Annotated in this window: 20 protein-coding genes; 1 reads left to right on the top strand and 19 read right to left on the bottom strand. The window is 63.9% G+C overall.

All coding sequences use genetic code 11. The features are described from left to right. Positions 1-50: 50 nt before the first annotated feature. From atpG to LGN17_RS25620, 16 genes are all read right to left on the bottom strand, one after another. Positions 51-926 carry a F0F1 ATP synthase subunit gamma gene (gene atpG, locus LGN17_RS25695; RefSeq protein WP_057927954.1) on the bottom strand — a complete coding sequence of 292 codons (876 nt, stop codon included), beginning with the start codon at positions 924-926 and terminating at the stop codon, positions 51-53. A 69-nt stretch (positions 927-995) separates the two neighbouring features. Beyond that, positions 996-2,537, bottom strand: coding sequence for a F0F1 ATP synthase subunit alpha (gene atpA, locus LGN17_RS25690; protein WP_011350525.1), 1,542 nt, complete (start codon positions 2,535-2,537; stop codon positions 996-998). Positions 2,538-2,581: 44 nt separating this feature from the next. Then, positions 2,582-3,121, bottom strand: a complete 540-nt coding sequence (locus LGN17_RS25685; RefSeq protein WP_175969824.1) for a F0F1 ATP synthase subunit delta — start codon at positions 3,119-3,121, stop codon at positions 2,582-2,584. A gap of 2 nt (positions 3,122-3,123) precedes the next feature. Further along, positions 3,124-3,594, bottom strand: coding sequence for a F0F1 ATP synthase subunit B (locus LGN17_RS25680; RefSeq protein WP_039351436.1), 471 nt, complete (start codon positions 3,592-3,594; stop codon positions 3,124-3,126). A gap of 129 nt (positions 3,595-3,723) precedes the next feature. Further along, on the bottom strand, positions 3,724-3,993 hold the full coding sequence (gene atpE, locus LGN17_RS25675) for a F0F1 ATP synthase subunit C (RefSeq protein WP_006482730.1): 270 nt from the start codon (positions 3,991-3,993) through the stop codon (positions 3,724-3,726). Positions 3,994-4,068: 75 nt separating this feature from the next. Beyond that, positions 4,069-4,920 carry a F0F1 ATP synthase subunit A gene (atpB, locus tag LGN17_RS25670; RefSeq protein WP_226199520.1) on the bottom strand — a complete coding sequence of 284 codons (852 nt, stop codon included), beginning with the start codon at positions 4,918-4,920 and terminating at the stop codon, positions 4,069-4,071. A gap of 108 nt (positions 4,921-5,028) precedes the next feature. Further along, positions 5,029-5,553, bottom strand: a complete 525-nt coding sequence (locus LGN17_RS25665) for an ATP synthase subunit I (protein WP_226199216.1) — start codon at positions 5,551-5,553, stop codon at positions 5,029-5,031. Positions 5,554-6,120: 567 nt separating this feature from the next. After that, positions 6,121-7,251 (bottom strand): SLC13 family permease, encoded by a 1,131-nt coding sequence (locus LGN17_RS25660; RefSeq protein ID WP_226199215.1) that lies wholly within the window; start codon positions 7,249-7,251, stop codon positions 6,121-6,123. Between the two features lie 10 nt (positions 7,252-7,261). Then, positions 7,262-8,155 carry a ParB/RepB/Spo0J family partition protein gene (locus LGN17_RS25655; RefSeq protein WP_011546803.1) on the bottom strand — a complete coding sequence of 298 codons (894 nt, stop codon included), beginning with the start codon at positions 8,153-8,155 and terminating at the stop codon, positions 7,262-7,264. Between the two features lie 31 nt (positions 8,156-8,186). Further along, positions 8,187-8,966, bottom strand: coding sequence for a ParA family protein (locus LGN17_RS25650; protein ID WP_175969819.1), 780 nt, complete (start codon positions 8,964-8,966; stop codon positions 8,187-8,189). Between the two features lie 56 nt (positions 8,967-9,022). Then, on the bottom strand, positions 9,023-9,709 hold the full coding sequence (gene rsmG / locus LGN17_RS25645) for a 16S rRNA (guanine(527)-N(7))-methyltransferase RsmG (protein ID WP_226199214.1): 687 nt from the start codon (positions 9,707-9,709) through the stop codon (positions 9,023-9,025). After that, positions 9,706-11,676 (bottom strand): tRNA uridine-5-carboxymethylaminomethyl(34) synthesis enzyme MnmG, encoded by a 1,971-nt coding sequence (mnmG, locus tag LGN17_RS25640; RefSeq protein ID WP_226199213.1) that lies wholly within the window; start codon positions 11,674-11,676, stop codon positions 9,706-9,708. Before mnmG ends, rsmG begins: the two co-directional genes overlap by 4 nt. Before the next feature lie 600 nt (positions 11,677-12,276). Then, positions 12,277-13,032 carry an ABC transporter ATP-binding protein gene (locus LGN17_RS25635; RefSeq protein ID WP_175956638.1) on the bottom strand — a complete coding sequence of 252 codons (756 nt, stop codon included), beginning with the start codon at positions 13,030-13,032 and terminating at the stop codon, positions 12,277-12,279. Continuing rightward, positions 13,032-14,816, bottom strand: coding sequence for an ABC transporter permease subunit (locus LGN17_RS25630; RefSeq protein ID WP_226199212.1), 1,785 nt, complete (start codon positions 14,814-14,816; stop codon positions 13,032-13,034). The genes LGN17_RS25635 and LGN17_RS25630 overlap by 1 nt, the downstream gene beginning before the upstream one ends. 4 nt (positions 14,817-14,820) lie before the next feature. Continuing rightward, entirely contained in the window at positions 14,821-15,876 is a 1,056-nt protein-coding gene (locus LGN17_RS25625; RefSeq protein WP_175956635.1) for a branched-chain amino acid ABC transporter permease, read from the bottom strand. 198 nt (positions 15,877-16,074) lie between these two features. Then, complete coding sequence (locus LGN17_RS25620; protein ID WP_226199211.1) at positions 16,075-17,232, bottom strand: ABC transporter substrate-binding protein; 1,158 nt, start codon at positions 17,230-17,232, stop codon at positions 16,075-16,077. A 336-nt stretch (positions 17,233-17,568) separates the two neighbouring features. On the opposite strand from LGN17_RS25620, the gene LGN17_RS25615 reads away from it, so the two are divergent. Continuing rightward, complete coding sequence (locus LGN17_RS25615) at positions 17,569-17,853, top strand: hypothetical protein (RefSeq protein WP_226199209.1); 285 nt, start codon at positions 17,569-17,571, stop codon at positions 17,851-17,853. Positions 17,854-18,351: 498 nt separating this feature from the next. Here the strand turns inward: LGN17_RS25615 and LGN17_RS25610 are convergent, their stop codons facing one another. The 3 genes from LGN17_RS25610 to LGN17_RS25600 form a co-directional block, all read right to left on the bottom strand. Then, complete coding sequence (locus LGN17_RS25610; protein ID WP_226199207.1) at positions 18,352-19,326, bottom strand: branched-chain amino acid ABC transporter permease; 975 nt, start codon at positions 19,324-19,326, stop codon at positions 18,352-18,354. Further along, on the bottom strand, positions 19,326-20,210 hold the full coding sequence (locus tag LGN17_RS25605) for a branched-chain amino acid ABC transporter permease (RefSeq protein ID WP_011350508.1): 885 nt from the start codon (positions 20,208-20,210) through the stop codon (positions 19,326-19,328). The genes LGN17_RS25610 and LGN17_RS25605 overlap by 1 nt, the downstream gene beginning before the upstream one ends. A gap of 128 nt (positions 20,211-20,338) precedes the next feature. After that, the gene (locus tag LGN17_RS25600) at positions 20,339-21,538 is read right to left on the bottom strand and encodes an ABC transporter substrate-binding protein (RefSeq protein WP_175956632.1); all 1,200 of its coding nucleotides are present in this window, start codon (positions 21,536-21,538) and stop codon (positions 20,339-20,341) included. Positions 21,539-21,570 lie beyond the last annotated feature (32 nt).

Below are 21,570 nucleotides of genomic sequence, written 5' to 3'. Positions count from 1 at the left end.
ACCTGATTCTTTACTCGCGCAAAGGCGCAGTTGTCGTCCGTGGCGCGCGCTTAAACAGCAGCTGCGCCGCCGACGATCTCCGACAGTTCTTTCGTAATCGCGGCCTGACGGCTCTTGTTGTACACGAGCTGCAGTTCGCTGATCACCGTCTTCGCGTTGTCGGACGCGGCCTTCATCGCGACCATGCGCGCCGATTGCTCGGACGCCATGTTTTCCGCGACGGCCTGGTACACCAGCGCCTCGACGTAACGCACGAGCAGTTCGTCGACGACTGCCTGCGCGTCCGGCTCGTAGATGTAGTCCCACGACGTGGCCGGCGTACCGTCATCGGCTTCGAAGTGCTCCGACGACAGCGGCAGCAGCTGCTCGATCACGGCTTCCTGCTTCATCGTGTTGACGAAGCGCGTGTACGCGATATAAACGGCCGACAGCTTGCCTTCCGAGTACAGGTCGAGCTGCGTCTTCACCGCGCCGATCAGCTTGTCCAGGTGCGGGGTGTCGCCGAGGTGCACGACCTGCGACATCACCTTCGCGCCGAAGCGGTTCAGGAACCCGAGGCCCTTGCTACCGATCGCGGTAGCTTCGACCTTCTGGCCCTTCTCTTCCAGCTCCTTGAACTTCTGCACCGTCGCACGCAGCACGTTGGTGTTCAGACCGCCGCACAGCCCCTTGTCCGTCGTGACGAGGATGATGCCGGCCGTCTGCGCGCCGTCGTTCGCCACCATGAACGGGTGGCGGTACTCCGGGTTCGCGCGGCTCATGTGCGCGGCGATGGCACGGACCTTGTCCGCATACGGACGAGCGGCGCGCATGCGTTCCTGCGCGCGGCGCATCTTCGATGCGGCCACCATCTCCATCGCCTTCGTGATCTTGCGCGTGTTCTGCACGCTCTTGATCTTGCCGCGAATTTCCTTCATTCCAGCCATAGCTTGCTCCTTGACCGAAGCGGCGCGGGCGCATCAGCACCCGCGCGGCCTCAGTGTGTCACTCGCGGATCAATAGGCACCGGACTTCTTGAAGGATTCGATCGCCGAGCGCAGTGCGCCTTCGTCGTCCTTCGAGAGATCCTTGGTGTCTTCGATGCGCTTGATGAGGTCAGCGTTGCTGGTCTTCAGGCTTTCGCGCAGGCCCTTCTCGAACGACAGCACTTGCTTGACGTCGAGGTCGTCGAGGTAGCCGTTGTTCGCGGCGTACAGCGACACGGCCAGTTCCCACACCTGCAGCGGCTGGTACTGCGGCTGCTTCAGCAGTTCCGTCACGCGGCGGCCGCGCTCGAGCTGCTTGCGGGTCGCTTCGTCGAGGTCCGACGCGAACTGCGCGAATGCGGCCAGTTCACGATACTGCGCGAGGTCGGTACGGATACCGCCCGACAGCTTCTTCACGACCTTCGTCTGAGCGGCGCCACCGACGCGCGACACCGACACGCCGGCGTTGATTGCCGGGCGGATGCCTGCGTTGAACAGGTCGGTTTCCAGGAAGATCTGGCCGTCGGTAATCGAGATCACGTTCGTCGGAACGAACGCGGTCACGTCGCCAGCCTGCGTTTCGATGACCGGCAGTGCCGTCAGCGAACCGCTCTTGCCCTTCACTTCGCCGTTCGTGAACTTCTCGACGTACTCTTCCGACACGCGAGCCGCGCGCTCAAGCAGACGCGAGTGGAGATAGAACACGTCACCCGGGTATGCTTCACGGCCCGGCGGGCGGCGCAGCAGCAGCGAGATCTGACGGTATGCCCAGGCTTGCTTGGTCAAGTCGTCGTAAATGATCAGCGCGTCTTGGCCACGGTCGCGGAAGTATTCGCCCATCGTGCAGCCGGCGTACGGTGCGAGGTACTGCATCGCTGCCGAATCCGAAGCCGAAGCGGCGACGACGATCGTGTATTCCATCGCGCCCGTTTCTTCGAGCTTGCGAACCACGTTCATGATCGACGAAGCCTTCTGGCCGATCGCGACGTAGATACAGATCAGGTCCTTGCCCTTCTGGTTGATGATCGCGTCGAGCGCCACCGCGGTCTTGCCGCACTGACGGTCGCCGATGATCAGCTCACGCTGGCCACGGCCGATCGGCACCATTGCGTCGATCGACTTGATGCCCGTCTGCACCGGCTGCGACACCGACTTACGCCAGATCACGCCCGGGGCGATCTTTTCGATCGCGTCGGTCAGCTTCGCGTTGACCGGGCCCTTGCCGTCGATCGGGTTGCCGAGCGCATCGACCACACGGCCGACGAGTTCCGGACCAACCGGCACTTCGAGAATGCGGCCCGTCGTCTTGACGATGTCGCCTTCCGAGATGTGTTCGTATTCGCCGAGAATCACCGCGCCGACCGAGTCGCGCTCGAGGTTCAGCGCGAGACCGAACGTGTTGCCCGGAAACTCGAGCATTTCGCCCTGCATCACGTCCGACAGGCCGTGGATACGCACGATACCGTCGGTCACGGAGATCACGGTGCCCTGGTTGCGAACGTCTGCGCTCGCTTCAAGGCCCTGGATCCGGCTCTTGATCAGCTCGCTGATCTCAGAGGGATTGAGTTGCATTATTCGCTCCTGATAGTCAATTCTGTTGCGTGCCGGCGTGGCGCTCAGGCGGTCAAGGCTGCCTGCATCGATGCGAGGCGCGCGCGAACCGAGGTGTCGAGCACTTCGTCGCCGACCGTCACGCGCACGCCGCCGATCAGCGACGAATCGACTTCGACCGTCGGTTTCAGCTTGCGCTTGAACTTGCGCTCGAGGCCCGAGACGAGACTCTCGAGATCCGCGCCGTTCAGCGGGAACGCGCTCACGATCTCGGCGTCGGCTGCACCTTCACGTTCGTTCTTGAGCGCCTCGAACTGCTCGGCGATTTCCGGCAGCAGCGCGATGCGATGATTGTCGACCAGCATCTGCACGAAGTTCTTCGCTTCAGCGCCAGCCGCGAGCGGCGACTTCACCGCAACAAGCAGCAACTCGGCTACTTGCGTGCGCGTCACCTTCGGGCTCGACGCGACCGACAGGACTTCCGGCAGACGCGCAACCTGGGCCAGCTCTTGCACGAGCGTGGACCAGGCGGCGATGTCACCGCCCTCGGCCACGCGGAACAGCGCTTCTGCGTAAGGGCGGGCGATGGTTGCAAGTTCGGCCATGATCAGAGCTCGGCTTTCAGTTGATTCAGCAGTTGGGCGTGGGCCGTTTGATCGACTTCGCGCTTCAGGATCTGCTCGGCGCCCTTCACGGCCAGCGTAGCGACTTCGCCACGCAGCGCTTCGCGCGCCTTCACGATTTGCTGTTCTGCTTCCGCCTTCGCCTGGGCGATGATGCGGGCGGCTTCAGCCTGGGCGTTGGCCTTGATTTCCTCGGCGACCGCCTGGGCACGCTTTTCGGCGTCGGCGATGCGCTGCTGGCCGTCATTGCGGGCCTGCGCGAGTTCCTGGTCCACGCGCTTGTGCGCTGCGTCGAGTTCCGCCTTGCCCTTTTCGGCGGCGGCGAGGCCGTCGGCGATCTTCTTCGAACGTTCGTCGAGGGCGTTGATCAACGGCGGCCACACGAATTTCATCGTGAACCACGCGAGGACCAGGAACACGACCATTTGCGCAAACAGAGTTGCGTTGAGATTCACGGTGTTTCCTTATCTGCTATTCCGGAAAAATGAAACGGTAAGGCGCTCATCGAGTTGCATTCGATCAGCGCCCCAAGTCTCCGTTCCGCCCTGCGCCGGCTTGCGCCGGACGCATATTTCCGAGGAACCTTAGCCTGCGAGCTTCGACAGGAGCGGGTTCGCGAACGCGAACAGCATTGCAACACCCACGCCGATCAGGAATGCCGCGTCGATCAGACCAGCCAGCAGGAACATCTTCGTTTGCAGCGGGTTGATGAGTTCCGGCTGACGTGCGCAGGCTTCGATGTACTTACCACCCATCAGCGCGATACCGATACAGGCGCCGATTGCACCCAGGCCGATGATGATGCCGATACCGATGGCGGTCAGACCCTGGATGTTGGCGATGTAAGCTTGCATGATCACTCCTTTGTGAAAAGACTTGGAACTGAGATTTAAAAAACTAAAACGGAAACTCTTTCTTGCACGCCGCGCTTAGTGCTTGTCGTGCGCCTGGCCGAGATACACCAGCGTCAGCATCATGAAAATGAATGCCTGCAACAGAACAATCAGAATGTGGAAGATTGCCCAGACGCTACCCGCGATCACATGGCCAACGAAGCCGAGGAACGTTGCGTCGCCACCGAAGCTCCACATGCTGCCGAGCAGGGCGATCAACAGGAACAACAGCTCACCCGCGTACATGTTGCCGAACAGCCGCATACCGAGGGAGACGGTCTTCGCGAGATATTCGACGATGTTGAGCGCGAGGTTCGGGATCCACAGCAGCGGGTGGGCGCCAAACGGTGCCGACAGCAGCTCATGCACAAAGCCGCCCGCGCCCTTGATCTTGATGCTGTAGTAGATCATCAGGACGAACACGCCGAGCGCGATGCCGAGCGTGCCATTCAGGTCGGCCGTCGGGACGATGCGATGGTGGGAAATCACGTCCGACAGACCGAGCCAGCCGATCACGCGGCCCGGCAGGTCGACGGGGAGGAAGTCGAGGGAGTTCATCAGCGCGACCCACACGAACACCGTGAGCGCGAGCGGAGCGATGAAGGTACGATTGCCGTGAACGATGGCCTTCGATTGGTCTTCGACCATCTCGACGAGCATCTCGATCGCGCACTGGAAACGGCCCGGCACGCCCGACGTCGCCTTGCGGGCAGCCAGACGCAGCACGAGGATCGTCACGATGCCGCAAACGATCGACCAGAACAGCGTGTCGAGATTCCAGACGTGGATGTCGAAAATCGACGTCTGATGCGAGGTGGAGAAATTCTGCAAGTGGTGCGCAATGTACTCGGACGGATCCGGACCGCGCGTGCCTTCGCTAGCTGCCATATCGTTAATGCCACCCAAATTGTCGAAAATCGTTTTGCCAGTTCCGCAACACGCTATTGCGGGAACGGGCCGGTGCGGTTCTTGTCGAAACCGCACGCTGCTTGTTCCTTACCGCCAGGCCAGCGCGATCCAGTACGTCTTCAGCACGACGAGGTACGTGACGAGGAACGGCACCCAGTGCACGCCGGCCCAGCCGAACGCCACTGCTGCGAACATCCCGATCGTCAGGCCGAGCTTCAGGGCTTCGCCCATCACCCAGCTCATCACGGTGGCCGAGCCACCTGCCTTCAGTCGTGCCACGAACAACGCACTGGGCACCCAGCCAATCGCTCCGCCCAGAAACGCGGATTGCGCAGCGGCACCCGGCGACTTCGAAAACAGCCACCACGCCAGCGTTGCAACCAGGGACAGAACCACTTGCGCGAATACCACCTTATAGGGAGTCACGCGCGAGGGCTTGCTCACGTTCGGGCCGAACAGCTTTTCGGCTTCTGCCCGAGTGAGCGGAACGATGTTGTTATCTTGCTGCTCGGCATCCCAGTCATCATCGAATTCGCGCCGCTCGCCGGCCGCTGAAGCGGTGCGTTGCGTGCGCTGATCATCGTGCCTGTCGTGCGGCGCCTGACCCGCCATCGCAATCTTCCGCAAAATCCTTGAACCCGGCCCCAAGCTTTCCGAAAGCTTTCAGGGGTGCCTAGCTAACAAATCCGGGCGATTGTAAGCGATAGTTGCAAGTGATTCAAGGCTTTAGACGCGACAAAAACCTGCGTAAAACGACGCCTCATCATGTGAAAAAACACGCGATTCGACGACGTACGATGACAGTTGTAAGGTCGCTTTTTTGCGCCGGTATTTCTTGCTCGAAAACATCCGGCGATGAGGGAATGGCGAGGAAACGATGCCCGGTGCGGGCGCCGGCGGAGCGGCGCGATCACCGCCCAAGATCCGCGCCGTGACGCAGCTCGGGGCCCAGGCCCCACTCGATACCCCAAGCAGACGAAACACTGTGACCACCCGGCCGCGCCGGTTGCGTGAAATTGGGACCGACGCTGACGCATCGAACCATCCAATCAGTTGTCATGCCACCACAGTCGATCGACTGTGGATTGCCGCACTTATCAACAGCCCGCACCAGCGCGAATGCTGTGCACCCTCCCCGCCACACGAATGGCACGCCTGTGCCACGCACACCCGCATCGCTCAACCGTGAACGAGCAGCCATGCACCGAGTGCCGCGCTTGCGAGCGCGAACGGAATCGAGACCAGGTGGAACGGTAGCCACATGCGCGGCTCCTTCGCGAGACGCACCGCGATCAGGTTCGCAAGCGAGCCGATCGCGAAACCGAATCCGCCGACCGATACGCCGAACGCGAGCGCGCGCCAGTCATGCGTGAACTCGGACAGCAGGATCGCGGCCGGCACGTTGCTGATGCCCTGCGACAGCACGGCACCGGCCGCAAAGATGCGCAGCGACGAATCGAGGCGCGCATGCGCAATCGCGTCATGGATGACGGGCAGCGCAGCCGCGCTGCGCAACACGACGAACATCAGCACGAAAATCAGGAGCAGCAGCCAGTCGATCTTAAGGACTGCGTCACGTTTTACGACAAGCAGCATGATCGCGACGGCAACCAGGCCCGGCAGCGGATGGTGTGCATCGGCGAGCAGCACGAATGCCGCGAACAACACCGCCGCGATCAGCGCGTGCATGCGTTGTACGGGAATGGCGACAACGTCGCCGGACAGGTCGAGCGGCTTCGCGCGAAATGCGCATGCAGTCAGCACGAACAGCAGCGCCATCAGCGCGATCGCGAGCGGCCCGAGCGTGACCACGAAACGGCCGAACGACACGCCGCTCAATTGCCACAGGAAAAGATTCTGGGGATTGCCGAGCGGCGTCGCGACGGACCCCGCATTGACGGCCAGCGCGACGACGATCACGAGCCGCCGGAACGGCAGCGGTGTCAGCGCACGCAGCGACACCATCAACGGCACGACGACGAACAGCGCGACGTCGTTGGTGAGCCACATCGACAGCAACGCGGCGAATCCGACCAGCAGCATCGCCAGGCCGCGTTCGGAGTGCACGTGATGCACGATGCGGTGTGCGAGCCACATCAGGCAGCCGGACAACTCGAGCGCCTTGGTCAGCATCAACAGGCCCGCGAGCGTCGCGACCGTCTGCCAGTCGACGCGGTCGGCCAATACGGACAATGGTTGCGGACGCACCCATTGCAGCAGGATCAGGCCCAGCGCGAGCACCGATAGCACGGGCTCCTGCGCAAGCCATCCGAGCCACCTGCGCGGCGCCGGTGCGCCCGTCTCCTCCATTGGCCGCCCGTTACTCTTCGGTTGCAACGTTGCCGCGCAGCCGCGCGAGAATGCCCTCGAGCGCATCGAGGTTACCGAAGTCGATCAGCACCTGCCCTCGCCCGCGGCGGCCGAGCTTGATCTTCACCGTCGACGCGAGCAGGTCGGACAACTCCTCCTCGAGACGGCGCGTATCGCGGCCGCCGTCGTCCTTCGCGCGCGCCTTCACGGCCGGCGCTTCCTTCGTCGTGTGCGAGACGAGCTTCTCCGTCTCGCGTACCGACATGCGCTTGTTGACGACCTGATGGGCGAGCGTGATCTGCGTGGCAGCATCGACGGCGAGCAGTGCGCGCGCATGCCCCATGTCGAGATCACCGGCCAGCAGCATCGTCTGCACCGGCGAGGCCAGGTTCAGCAGGCGCAGCAGGTTCGACACCGCGCTACGCGAACGGCCAACCGATTCGGCCGCCTGTTCGTGCGTGAAACCGAACTCGTCGAGCAGGCGCTGGATACCGTGCGCCTCTTCAAGCGGGTTCAGATCCTCGCGCTGGATGTTCTCGATCAGCGCCATCGCCGCGGCGGCCTGATCCGACACGTCCTTCACGAGCACCGGCACTTCATCGAGGCCCGCCAGGCGCGCCGCACGGAAACGGCGCTCGCCTGCGATGATCTCGTATTTGTCTGATGAAATGGGCCGTACCAGGATCGGCTGCATCACGCCCTGCGCGCGAATGCTCGCCGCGAGCTCCTGCAGGCTGCCCTCGTCCATCCGCGTCCGCGGCTGGTACTTGCCGGCCTGCAGCTTGCCGAGCGCGAGCGTGTTCGGTGCGCCTTCGATCTTCACCGCTTCGGTGATATCAGCACTGCCGCCGAGCAGCGCTTCGAGGCCACGTCCCAAGCCCTTCTTCTTTGGTACCGCGTTCATGTCTTTCTTCCTCGCTTCGCTCATGTCCGGATCACGACACCTCGAACGCGCGCACGCGGTCGATCATCTCGGCACCGAACTGGAGATACGCTTGCGCACCACGCGAGTTGCGGTCGAACACGACGCCCGGCAGCCCGTAACTCGGCGCTTCCGCCAGGCGCACGTTACGCGGAATCACCGCGTCGAACACCTTGTCGCCGAAGTGCGCTTTCAGTTGATCGGAGACTTGCTGCTGCAGCGTGATGCGCGGATCGAACATCACGCGCAGCAAGCCGATGATCTTCAGGTCGCGGTTCATGTTCGCGTGAACCTGCTTGATCGTGTTGACGAGATCCGACAAGCCTTCCAGCGCGAAGTATTCGCACTGCATCGGGATCACGACGCCGTGCGCCGCGCACAGCCCGTTCAGCGTCAGCAGCGACAGCGTCGGCGGGCAATCGATCAGCACGAAGTCGTATTCGTCGGCCACGTGCTCGAGCGCGGCCTTCAGCCGGCGCTCGCGGTTGTCGATGTTGATCAGTTCGATCTCGGCACCGGACAGCTCGCGGTTCGCGGGCAGCACATCGTAGGTGACGCCGTCCGGGCGGATGCGCGCGTCGGTCACCGACACGCCGTCGACCAGCACCTCGTACACGGTCGCTTCGCAAGCAGCCTTGTCGATCCCGCTGCCCATCGTCGCGTTGCCCTGCGGGTCGAGATCGATCAGCAGGACTCGTTGCTCCTGCGCTGCAAGGCTTGCGGCGAGATTGACCGATGTCGTCGTCTTGCCGACGCCCCCCTTCTGGTTCGCAACGCAGAAGATCTTTGCCATCGTTGGTGTGTTCCCTTTACCTTCAAACAAACGGCGCGCTACTGCGCGCCTGCCCTTCAATTCGCTTCGTCGACGGCCACTTCGATCAGATGCCGTTCGGCATCGAGCATCGGTACCGCCAGCCGTATCGTCTGCTTCACGCGGCTACCTTCCGGCAATCGCGCAATCTCGTCGTCCGGATGGACGCCCTTCATTGCCCAGATCGATCCGCCCGGCGCGACCAGATGTCGGGCAAGTTTAACGAAGTCGGACAGATCCGCGAAGGCGCGGGATACGATCATGTCGAATTTTTCCGGCACTTCGACACCCGGCTGCAGCGATTCGACCCGCCCGGTGACCACCGACAGGTTCGCGAGCTTCAACTCCGCGCGCATCTGAGTCTGGAATGCAGACTTCTTCTGCACGATATCGTTCAGCGTGATCTGCCAGTCCGGCTCGACGATCGCCAGCACGATACCGGGCAGCCCGCCGCCCGAACCGACGTCGAGCACACGGGCCGATGCGCGGCCACGCAGATGCGAGACGATGGAGAGCGAATCGAGGATGTGCTGGATCAGCATCTGCTTCGGGTCGCGAATCGCCGTCAGGTTGTAGACCGCGTTCCACTTGCCGAGCAGCGCGACGTAGTCGAGCAGCTGGTTACGTTGTGCATCCGTCAGTGCGAGGTCGAGCGCCGCCGTGCCTTCGACGAGCATCTGTTCCAGTACATCCCGATTAACCGCCGGCGCGCGACGCGCCGTCATTGTTGCGTCGGGACGGCGCCGTCCCCCTGCTCCGTTGCCGCTTCGGCAGTGCCATTACGGCGACCCAGGCCACGGCGCTTCAGGTGCACCATCAGCAGCGAGATCGCCGCCGGCGTGACGCCCGAGATGCGCGACGCCTGCCCGATCGTCTCCGGCCGGAACTCGTTGAGCTTCTGGCTCACCTCGAACGACAGGCCGCGGACTTCACGGTAATCGATACCGTCCGGGAGGCGCGTATTCTCGTTCGCATCGTTGCGCTCGATCTCGGAAGCCTGGCGCTCGATATAGCCCTGATACTTGATGCCGATCTCGACCTGCTCCTTGATCTGCTCGAGCAGCACCGGATCGTCGGCCAACGGCTCTGCGGCGCCGCATTCGCCACCCTTCAGCCCGCACACGCCGTCGTAGCTGATACCCGGACGGCGCAGCAGCTCGGCGAGGCTGTATTCGTGATCGATCGCCTTGCCGAGGAGCGCGGTCGCCTCTTCCGGCGGCAACGTCTTCGGCGTGACCCACGTCGACTTCAGGCGTTCGGTTTCACGTGAAACAGCGTCGCGCTTCCGGTTGAATGCGTCCCAGCGCACGTCGTCGACGAGCCCAAGTTCGCGACCGATCTCGGTCAGGCGCATGTCGGCATTGTCTTCACGCAGGCTGAGACGATACTCGGCACGGCTTGTGAACATTCGGTACGGTTCGGCCACGCCACGCGTCACGAGATCATCGACCAGTACGCCAAGGTAGGCCTGGTCGCGGCGCGGGCACCATGCGTCCTTCTCCTGCACGTAGCGGCCCGCATTGAGGCCCGCCAGCAGACCCTGCGCGGCCGCCTCTTCATAGCCGGTCGTCCCGTTGATCTGGCCCGCAAAGAACAGCCCGTTGATCGCCTTCGTCTCGAGCGACGCCTTCAGCGCGCGCGGGTCGAAGTAGTCGTATTCGATCGCGTAGCCAGGGCGCAGGATATGCGCGTTCTCGAGGCCGCGCATCGAGTGCACGAGCTCAAGCTGGACGTCGAACGGCAGGCTCGTCGAGATCCCGTTCGGGTAGAACTCGTTGGTCGTCAGCCCTTCCGGCTCCAGGAAGATCTGGTGCGATTCCTTCGATGCGAACCGGTGAATCTTGTCCTCGATCGACGGGCAATAACGCGGCCCGACGCCTTCGATCACGCCTGTATACATGGGCGAACGGTCGAGACCGCCGCGAATGATGTCGTGCGTACGTTCGTTCGTGTGCGTAACCCAGCACGGCAGCTGCTGCGGATGCTGCTCCGCGCGGCCCAGGAACGAGAACACAGGGACCGGATCGAGATCGCCCGGCTGTTCGGTCAGCTGCGAGAAATCGATCGAACGGCCATCGATACGCGGCGGCGTACCGGTCTTCAGGCGGCCCTGCGGCAGCTTCAGCTCCTTCAGGTGCGACGACAGCGACACGGCCGCCGGATCGCCCGCGCGACCGCCCGTGTAGTTGTTCAGGCCGACGTGGATCTTGCCGTCGAGGAACGTACCGGCGGTCAGCACGACCGCGCGGGCGCGGAAGCGGATGCCGATCTGCGTGACGGCGCCCACCACGCGGTCGCCTTCGACCATCAGGTCGTCGACGGCCTGCTGGAACAGCCAGAGGTTCGGCTGGTTCTCGAGCCGGTGGCGGATCGCAGCCTTGTACAGGATGCGATCGGCCTGCGCACGCGTCGCACGCACAGCCGGGCCCTTCGACGAATTGAGGATCCGGAACTGAATGCCGCTCTCGTCCGTCGCGGCCGCCATCGCGCCGCCCAGCGCGTCGACCTCCTTGACCAGATGGCCCTTGCCAATGCCGCCGATCGACGGATTGCAGCTCATCTGCCCAAGTGTTTCGATGTTGTGGGTCAGCAGCAGTGTCTTTGCGCCCATGCGGGCGGACGCCAGCGCGGCTTCGGTGCCGGCATGGCCGCCACCGACGACGATGACGTCAAATTCTGTGGGAAAAAGCATGGTGGATTCCGTACGCAGGACAGCGCACGAACCTATCTGAGAAATGTATGGGCCGAATTATAGCGGGTTCGCTTTTCACCCGAAGGCTATCCGAATGGTAGGGTCTGAGCATTTCGTCGTTTTTTTCGGTGGTGGGCCGATCAATCCGTGGTTCAAAGCCCCTTCTGCAAAGCTTCCAGCCCGCCCGCCGCACCTCGATGCGCCTGTGGAGAGACCCATTTGTCCGGAAATTTCACGTGGAACATACAACCCGATCGGGGCCTGTGCCCCACCCAACACCTCGGACGAAACACCCTGTGCAACCACACCCACCCTCTTCCTCACAGAATTTTCGTCGGCTCGTTCGACGCTTATCCACTGTGACGCCGCACATCGCCTGCCTGTGAAACGAGTGGCCAACTCCGAATGGCAAACCGGATCGCCCTCTGCACTGTGGATACCTCCACCCATCGCCGCTGCACAGGGCTTTTGATTGTTCCTCCGGAACTTGTCCCCTGGTTGTTAACCGCCGATGTACCGGCATCACATCTCGCCCAAAAAACAAAAACGGCGTGTTTCACGTGAAACACGCCGCCCGTTTTCCGCCAACCGCACGTCCGATCAAGCCGTTTTCTTCGCCAACCCAAGGTAGGTTTCGATCACACGCGGATTCTGCGCGAGTTCCGCCGCCGGCCCTTCCAGCGCAAACTCGCCCGTCTCCAGCACGTAGCCGTAGTCCGAGATCTGCAGCGCCGCACGCGCATTCTGTTCGATCAGCAGCGTCGCCACCCCCGTACCGCGCAACGCGCTGATGATATGAAAGATCTCCTTAACGATCAGCGGCGCCAGCCCGAGGCTCGGCTCGTCGAGCATCAGCAGGTCGGGCTTACCCATCAGCGCGCGGCCAACCGCGAGCATCTGCCGCTCGCCACCGGACAGCGTGCCCGCCGCCTGCTTGCGCCGCTCCTTCAGCCTCGGAAACAGGGCGAAGACGTGATCGAGCTGGTCGAGGAAGTTCGCTTCGCCCGCCTGTTTGCGCCGATACGCGCCCAGTATGAGGTTGTCTTCGACCGTCATCGTGCTGAACAGCTCACGCTTCTCTGGCACGAGGCACATCCCGCGTGCGACGCGCTGCTCGACCGGCAGTGCACCGACATCGTGACCGCGATACACGACCGCGCCCGACGCATGCCCGGTCACCGGTAGCGCGCCCATGATCGCGTTCAACAGCGTCGATTTGCCGGCCCCGTTCGGGCCGATCACGCTGACGATCTGTCCTGCACCAACCTTGATCGCCGCGCCGTGTAGCGCCTCCACCTTCCCGTACCGGACCGCCAGCCCGCGCACGTCGAGAATCGGTATCGTCGTGTCCGTCATCACTCCACCCCGCCCAGATACGCTTCGAGCACCGCAGGATCCTGCTGCACATCCTGTGGCAGCCCTTCCGCGATCCGTGTGCCGAATTCCATCACCACCAGCCGGTCGGTGAGATTCATCACGAAATCCATGTCGTGTTCCACGAGCAACACGCTCATTCCCTCCGCCTTCAGCCGCCGCAGCAAGTCAGCGAGTTGCTGCTTCTCCTGATAACGCAGCCCGGCGGCCGGCTCATCGAGCAGCAACAGCGTCGGGTCGCAACACAGCGCCCGCGCGATTTCGAGAATCCGCTGCTGGCCCAGCGCGAGGCTGCCCGCTTCGTCGTACATGTGCTTTTCGAGCCCGACGCGGCGGATCTGCTGTGCAGCCTCGGCCAGCAACTGCGCTTCCTCACGGGCATTGAGCCGCGCGACGCTGCGCCACACGCCGGTATGGCCGCGAAGGTGCGCACCGATCGCGACGTTCTCGAGCACCGTCATCGCCGGCAACAGCTTCACGTGCTGGAACGTCCGGCCAATGCCGCGGCGGACGATCTGGCGCGATGTGAGCCCGTCGATGCGCTCGCCACGGAACGTGATCGTGCCGCCCGTCGGCTTCAGCACACCGGTCACGAGGTTGAACGTGGTCGACTTGCCGGCGCCGTTCGGGCCGATCAGCCCGATGATCTGCCCCGCTTTCACGTCGAAGCTGACGTCGTTGACGGCCACGAGCCCGCCGAACTGCTTGCGCGCGTTGTCGACGACGAGCAACGGCTCGCCGGCCATCGGCTTCGCCCGTTGCGGCAATGGCTCGGCGTGCTCGGGTACATGCGCGCGCGGCCCGCGCGGGAACAGCCTGGCGACGAACGGCCACACGCCCTGGCGCGCGTACTGCAGCAGCAGCACCATCAGCACGCCGAACACGATGATCTCGAAGTTGCCTTCCGAGCCGAGCAGCTTCGGCAGCAGCGTCTGCAGGTAGTCCTGCAGCACGGTCAGGATCGCCGCACCGAGCACCGCGCCCCACACGTGCGACACACCACCCACCACGGCCATGAACAGGAACTCGATCCCGTGGTTCAGCCCGAACGGCGTCGGGTTCACCGCGCGTTGCAGGTGTGCGTACAGGAATCCCGATACCGCCGCGAGCACGGCCGCGTAGACGAAGATCACGACCCGCATCCACGCGGTGTTCACGCCCATCGCCTCGGCCATCACGCCACCGCCGCGCAGCGCGCGGATCGCACGGCCCGGGCGGCTGTTCAGCAGGTTCTGCACCGACACGATCGCGGCCAGCACGACGGCCCAGATCAGGAAGTACAGGCTGCGGCCGCTTTCGAGCTCGATGCCGAACAGGTTCAGCGCCGGAATCCCGTTGATCCCGTCGTACTTGCCGAGCAGTTCGAGGTTGCCGAACAGGTAGAACAGCGCGAGGCCCCACGCGATCGTGCCGAGGGGCAGGAAGTGGCCGGACAGCCGCATCGTGACCGCGCCGAGCACGAGCGCGACGAGCGCCGTCAGCACGACGCCGACGATCAGTGCGAGCCACGGCGATACACCGTAGCGCGTCGTCAGGAGCGCGGTCGCATAGGCGCCGATGCCGACGAACGCGGCCTGCCCGAAGCTCGTCATCCCGCCGACGCCCGTGAGCAGCACGAGCCCGATCGCGACGATCGCGTATAGGCCGATGTAGTTCAGCAGCGTGATCCAGTATTCAGGCACCTGCAGCGCGCCGGGCAGCACCGGCAGCGCGAACAGCACCACGAGAAACACCCAGAAGGTCTTGTTGCGTCCCATCGTCTTCATCGTGTCACTCCTCTTCCTCTTCCGCATGCGGCGTGGCGAAGCTCCGCCACAACAGCACCGGAATGATCAGCGTGAACACGATCACCTCCTTGTAGGCGCTCGCCCAGAATGACGAATACGATTCGAGCACGCCAACGAGCAGCGAGCCGGCGGCCGCGAGCGGATAGCTGACGAGCCCGCCGATGATCGCGCCGACAAAACCCTTCAGGCCGATCAGGAAGCCCGAGTCGTAGTAGATCGTCGTCAGCGGGCCAACGAGGATCCCGGACAGCACGCCGAGCCCCGCCGCGAACGTGAACGCGAGCCGCCCTGCCTCGGTCGTGCCGATGCCGACGAGCCGCGCGCCGAGCCGGTTCACCGACGTCGCGCGCAGCGCCTTGCCGGCGATCGTGCGGCCGAAGTACACGTAGAGCGCGCCGATCAGCACGAGCGCGGTCACGACGACCAGGAGGCTCTGCACCGACACGGTCATGCTGCCGATCGACAGCGACGCATCCGAGAAGCCGTTGGTGCGCGAGCCTTCCGCGCCGAACATCACGAGCCCGAGGCCGACCATCGCAAAGTGGACGGCGACCGACACGATCAGCAGCAGCAACGTCGTGCCTTCGGCGATCGGCTGGTACACGAGCCGATAGACGAATGGCCCCATCGGCACGACGATCGCGAGCGTCAGGGCGATTTGCGCAAGCATCGGCAGCGGCTGCACGGCGAAGCTGCGTGTGATTGCGAACACCGCGAGCGGCAGCAGCACGTAGCGGCTGCCGAGCGTCGCGAGCGTGCGGCCGAGCTGATGGCGCCGTTCGCGATGCCGGATCAGGCCGCCGACTTCGAGCAGGAAACACGCGATGCCCATCACGAACAGCAGCCAGCAGGTGGCGGGAAATTTCTGCGCCTGCAACGCGGCAAGCGTCAGTGCACCGTAGGCGACGAATTCGCCCTGGGGAATGAAGATCACCCGCGTGACGGAAAACACCAGCACGAGCGCCAGCGACAGCAATGCATATATGGCGCCGGTCGTGATGCCGTCTTGCGCGAGGATCGCTGCAATCGAGAGATCCATACGTTTCGTGTATCGAGAATGCTGCGGAGAAACGAAAGACGGGATGGCCGACGCGCGGACGGCAAGGTCAGCGCGTCGGGCGCCAGGCAGGCGGCCCCGGCGGTTCCTGGCGGCACGGGCGCGGCCCGTCAGGCCCGGCACCCTGCCGGCGGCATGCACGGCGCCACTCGCGCCGCGCACGCCGGTTTGACGCGATGCTTACTCGGCCTGCAGCTTCCACTTGCCGTCGACGATCTGCACCATCACGCGCGCACGCGTGTCGAAGCCGTTGTGGTCGGTCGGCGTCATGTTGATCACGCCATGCGACACGGGCAGGTCTTTCACGTTCTCGATCGATGCGCGCAGCGCCTCGCGGAACGCCTCGGTGCCCGGCTGGCCCTTCTTCAGCGCTTCCGGAATCGCACGCTGCAGCAGCAGCCCCGCGTCCCACGCATGGCCGCCGAACGTCGCCAGCGAGCCCGCGCCGTACGCCTTCTCGTACGCGGCCTTATAGCCGAGCGCCGGCTTCTTCACCGGGTTCGAATCGGGCAGCTGGTCGGTCACGAGCACCGGGCCGGCAGGCAGGATCTCGCCTTCGCAATCCTTGCCGCACACGCGCAGGAAGTCGTTGTTCGCGACGCCGTGCGTCTGGTACACCTTGCCCTTGTAGCCGCGCTCCTTCAGCGTCTTCGCCGGCAGCGCCGCCGGCGTGCCCGAGCCGGCGATCAGCACCGCATCCGGATTCGAGCCCATCAGCTTCAGCACCTGCCCCATCACCGACGCGTCGGTGCGGTTGTAGCGCTCGTTCGATACGACCTTCAGGCCGTTCTTCGCGGCCGCCGCGCTGAACGTGTTGTACCAGCTGTCGCCGTACGCATCGGCGAAGCCGATGAAGCCGACCGTCTTCACGCCGTGTTTCGCCATGTAGCCGGCGATCGCGTCGGCCATCAGCTGGTCGTTCTGCGGCACCTTGAACATCCATGCGCGTTTCGCGTCCATCGGCGAGATGATCTGGGCGCTCGCCGCGAGCGAAATCGTCGGCGTCTTGCCCTGCGACACGGGATCGAGCATCGCGAGCGAGTTCGGCGTGACGGACGAGCCGATGATCGCGTCGACGTGATCTTCATCGATCAGCTTGCGCACGTTCTGCACCGCGCGGCTCGTGTCGGATGCGTCGTCGAGCACGATGTACTGCACGCTCTTGCCGGCGATTTCCTTCGGCAGCAGCGCGATCGTGTTCTTTTCCGGAATCCCGAGCGACGCGGCCGGCCCGGTGGCCGACAGCGTCACGCCGATCTTCACCTGCGCCGACGCCGTTGCCGCCGCGCACACGAGGCCCGCGGCGAGCACGGCCTCCATCCATCGATTCATTTTCATTTACGTTGTCTCCAAACGCTGCTCGAAAAAGCCACGGGTCGCTCGGGCGGCTCCCGGTCCCCAAAACAAGTTAATAATTTAACTATCTCGCCTTGGCGCGCCTACGCTCGTTTTCCCGTGAAACACCTCACCTTCAACTGCGCCCGGACGACACCGCGCGCGGGCGCACCGGCCGGCGGTCGAAACGGTCGTTCGACCGTCACGATGCGCAGCAGCGGTGTCGTCTGGATGAAGAACGCGGAGAAATGCGCAATCGCGCGGGCAATCGATGTGCGTGCAACGATCAAGGAAAGGCACGTCGATCTGGCCTGATACGGCCTGGCGCGCGAGCGGCACATGATCGGGAAGCCGGCCGCTCATGCGAATGCAGATGCGGATATCGATACGGATGCGCACGCAACGACCGGCGATGGCGCCGGAACGCGCCTACAGGCCGCAGAACGGCTCGGGAAGGCCTTCGCGACATCCGGCCAACCCCACGACGAACGAACGGCGCCAGCCGCCCTTCCTGCCCCGATCCATCGTCCCGCGCTGCTCATCCAACCGTACTCCCTCTTCTGCATTCTGCTTGTAGGAGAACTGCCGACCGATTTTCCCGACCGAACGGTCGGCGAAAGCTGAGTGTAACGGACGCGTTTTGCGCACGCCAACCGGGTTAGCCCGAACGGCCGGCGCACGGCTGCGCATCGCTTGCGAAGGAATCGCGGGAAAGCGGAAAACGGGAGGACGCGGCGAAGCGCGGAAGAAACGCGGTGCGAATACAAGCGCGGAACAAGGTCACTGCGCAGGCCGATGCACCATCAGCGGAAATCCGTGCACGCAAATGAAAAAGCGCTGTTGGATTCCGTCCAACAGCGCTTTGGGGTCCGGGCACTTTGTGCCTCGATTGTCTCCTCGTTCTCCACCTGCAAATTCGTTTCGCGGTGCATCAGAACTAAAACGAATCTTAAAGAGGCTTAAGCACCACGGCAACTTAGCATTTACCCCTATGGTGCATCGCCGCACGAAAATGGGGCACCAGTGTGCCGCGCGGCACCGACTTGAGCCCGCTGCGACGCCCTTTCGCAGCGCACCGGATGGTGCTTCGCATCAACGTGCCGCGACGCGCGCGGCACGCGCTCAGGACGCCCTGAGCGGCTTGATCCGCGCGACTATCTCGCCGACGATGCCGCGCCGGAATGCGAGCACGCATGCGATGAAGATCAGCCCCGTGACGATCGTCGCCGATTCGCCGAGCGAATGGAACCACGCGACGCCCGTCGCCGATGCGAACCATTCGCCGATGTCGCCGAGCCGGTCTTCCAGCGCGACGATCAGCGCCGCACCCAGCAACGGCCCGAACAGCGTGCCCATCCCGCCGACGAGCGTCATCAGTACGACGAGGCCCGACATCGTCCAGTACGCGTCCGACAGCGTCTCGAAGCCGAGCACGAGCACCTTCAGCGAGCCGGCGAGCCCCGCGATGCCCGCCGACAGGATGAACGCGAGCAGCTTGAAGCGGTCGGTGTCGTAGCCGAGCGAGATCGCGCGCGCCTCGTTCTCCTTGATCGCGACAAGCACCTGGCCGAACGGCGAATGCACGACCCGCACGATGAACGCGCACGCGGCGACGACCACCGCCAGCACGACGTAGTACAGCGCGACGTCGTTCGACAGGTCAAGCAGCCCGAACAGGTGGCCGCGCGGCACGCCCTGCAGCCCGTCCTCGCCGTGCGTAAACGGCGCCTGCAGGTAGATGAAGTAGACCATCTGCGCAAACGCGAGCGTGATCATCGCGAAGTAGATGCCCTGCCGCCGGATCGCGAACAGCCCGACGACGAGCCCGAGCAGCGTCGCGGCAACGGTACCGGCCAGCACGCCGAGCTCCGGCGTGAAACCGAGCGTCTGCATCGAATAACCGGTCGCATAGCCGGCGGTCGCGAGGAACATCGCATGGCCGAACGACAGCAGCCCCGTATAGCCGATCAGCAGGTTGAACGCGGCCGCGAACAGCGCGAACGTGAGCACCTTCATCACGAACACCGGGTACGCGCCGATGAACGGCGCGGCGAGCAGTGCGGCGAGCAGCACGCCGTAGAGCACTTTTCTCTGCATCATTTTTCCTTGCCGAAGAGGCCCGCCGGGCGGAACAGCAGCACGATCGCCATGATCACGAACACGACGGTGGCCGACGCTTCGGGGTAGAACACGCGCGTGAAACCCTCGATCACGCCGAGCAGCAGGCCCGTGACGATCGAGCCGAGGATCGAGCCCATCCCGCCGATCACGACCACCGCGAACACGGTGATGATCATCGGCTGGCCCATCAGCGGCGACACCTGGATCACCGGCGCCGCCAGCACGCCCGCGAACGCGGCGAGCGCGACGCCGAAGCCGTAGGTGAGCGTGATCATCATCGGCACGTTCACGCCGAATGCCTCGACGAGCTTCGGGTTCTCGGTGCCCGCGCGCAGGTAGGCGCCGAGGCGCGTCTTCTCGATCACGAACCACGTCGCGAGACACACCGCGAGCGATGCGACGACGACCCACGCGCGGTAGTTCGGCAGGAACATGAACCCGAGGTTGGTGGCGCCGGACAGCTGCGACGGCACGTCGTACGGCTGGCCGGACGAGCCGTAGATCGACCGGAACACGCCTTCGACGACCAGCGTGAGCCCGAACGTGAGCAGCAGTCCGTACAGGTGATCGAGCTTGTACAGCCAGCGCAGCATCGAGCGCTCGATCAGGATCCCGAACGCACCGACGACCAGCGGCGCGATCACCAGCATCGCCCAGTACGGCAGCCCGAAATACGACAGGCCCATCCACGCGAGCATCGCACCCAGCATGAACAGCGCGCCGTGCGCGAAGTTGATCACGTTGAGCAGCCCGAAGATCACCGCAAGCCCGAGGCTCAGGATCGCGTAGAACGAGCCGTTGACGAGCCCGAGCAGCAACTGGCTCAGCATCGCCGGCAACGGAATGCCAAAAATTTCCATCGACTTAGCCGTCAGAATGAGTTTCGTTGCGCACGCAACCTTCATGCGTCGCGTACGCGGGCAGCGCAGCGGGCACATCGCTGCAGCCGCCACCGAGCGGCGCGCCCGCGCGCGCCGCTACGCCCTGCTTACTTCCACAACGCGCAGCGCGATTCCTGCTTGGTTCCGAACGCCTGTTCGCCCGGAATCGTCGCGAGCACCTTGTAGTAATCCCACGGCTCCTTCGACTCCGACGGCTTCTTCACTTCCATCAGGTACATGTCGTGGATCATGCTGCCGTCCGTGCGGATGTAGCCCTTCGCGTAGAAGTCGTTGATCTTGATCTTCTTCAGCTCGGCCATCACCTTGTCGGAGTCGGTCGTGCCTGCGGCCTGGACGGCCTTCAGGTAGGTCGTCACCGACGAGTAGTCGGCCGCCTGCAGACTCGACGGCATCTTCTTCATCTTGCCGAAGTAGCGCTGCGCCCACTGGCGCGACGCCGCGTCGCGGTTCCAGTACCAGCTGTCGGTCAGCACCAGGCCCTGCGTCGTCTCGAGGCCGAGGCTGTGCACGTCGTCGATGAACATCAGCAGCGCGGCGAGCTTCATCGTCTTCGTGATGCCGAACTCCTTCGCGGCCTTGATCGCGTTGATCGTGTCGCCGCCCGCGTTCGCGAGACCGAGGATCTGCGCCTTCGACGCCTGCGCCTGCAGCAGGAACGACGAGAAATCCGACGCGGACAGTGGGTGGCGTACCGCACCGAGCACCTGGCCGCCGTTCGCCTTCACGACATCGGACGTGTTCTTCTCGAGCGCCTTGCCGAACGCGTAATCGGCGGTCAGGAAGAACCACGTCTTGCCGCCCTGCTTCACCACCGCCGAACCGGTGCCCTTCGCGAGCGCCATCGTGTCGTAGGCGTAGTGCACCGTGTACGGCGTGCACTGCTCGTTGGTCAGCGTGTCGGCGCCCGCGCCGATGTTGATGTAGACCTTCTTCTTCTCGGCCGCGACCTGGTTCATCGACAGCGCGGTGGCCGAATTCGTGCCGCCGACCAGCAGGTCGAGCCCGCCGCGGTCCATCCATTCGCGCGCCTTCGACGCGGCGATGTCGGCCTTGTTCTGGTGATCGGCATAGACGACCTCGATCGGCTTGCCGAGCACCTTGCCGCCGAAATCGGCGACCGCCATGCGGATCGCCTCGAGGCCGCCCTGCCCGTCGATATCCGCGTAAAGCCCCGACATGTCGGTGATGAAGCCGATCTTCACGGTATCCGCGGCCTGCGCGGCGCCAGCGGTGAGCGCGGCGGTCGCGAGCGCGAGACAGGCGTGTGCGAGGGTCTTCATTTTCATTGACGTCTCCTGTTGTTCTGATGCGTTGTGGT

Source organism: Burkholderia sp. AU30280 (assembly GCF_020420125.1).
Lineage (GTDB): Bacteria > Pseudomonadota > Gammaproteobacteria > Burkholderiales > Burkholderiaceae > Burkholderia.
This window is presented reverse-complemented; position numbering and strand designations above follow the sequence as displayed.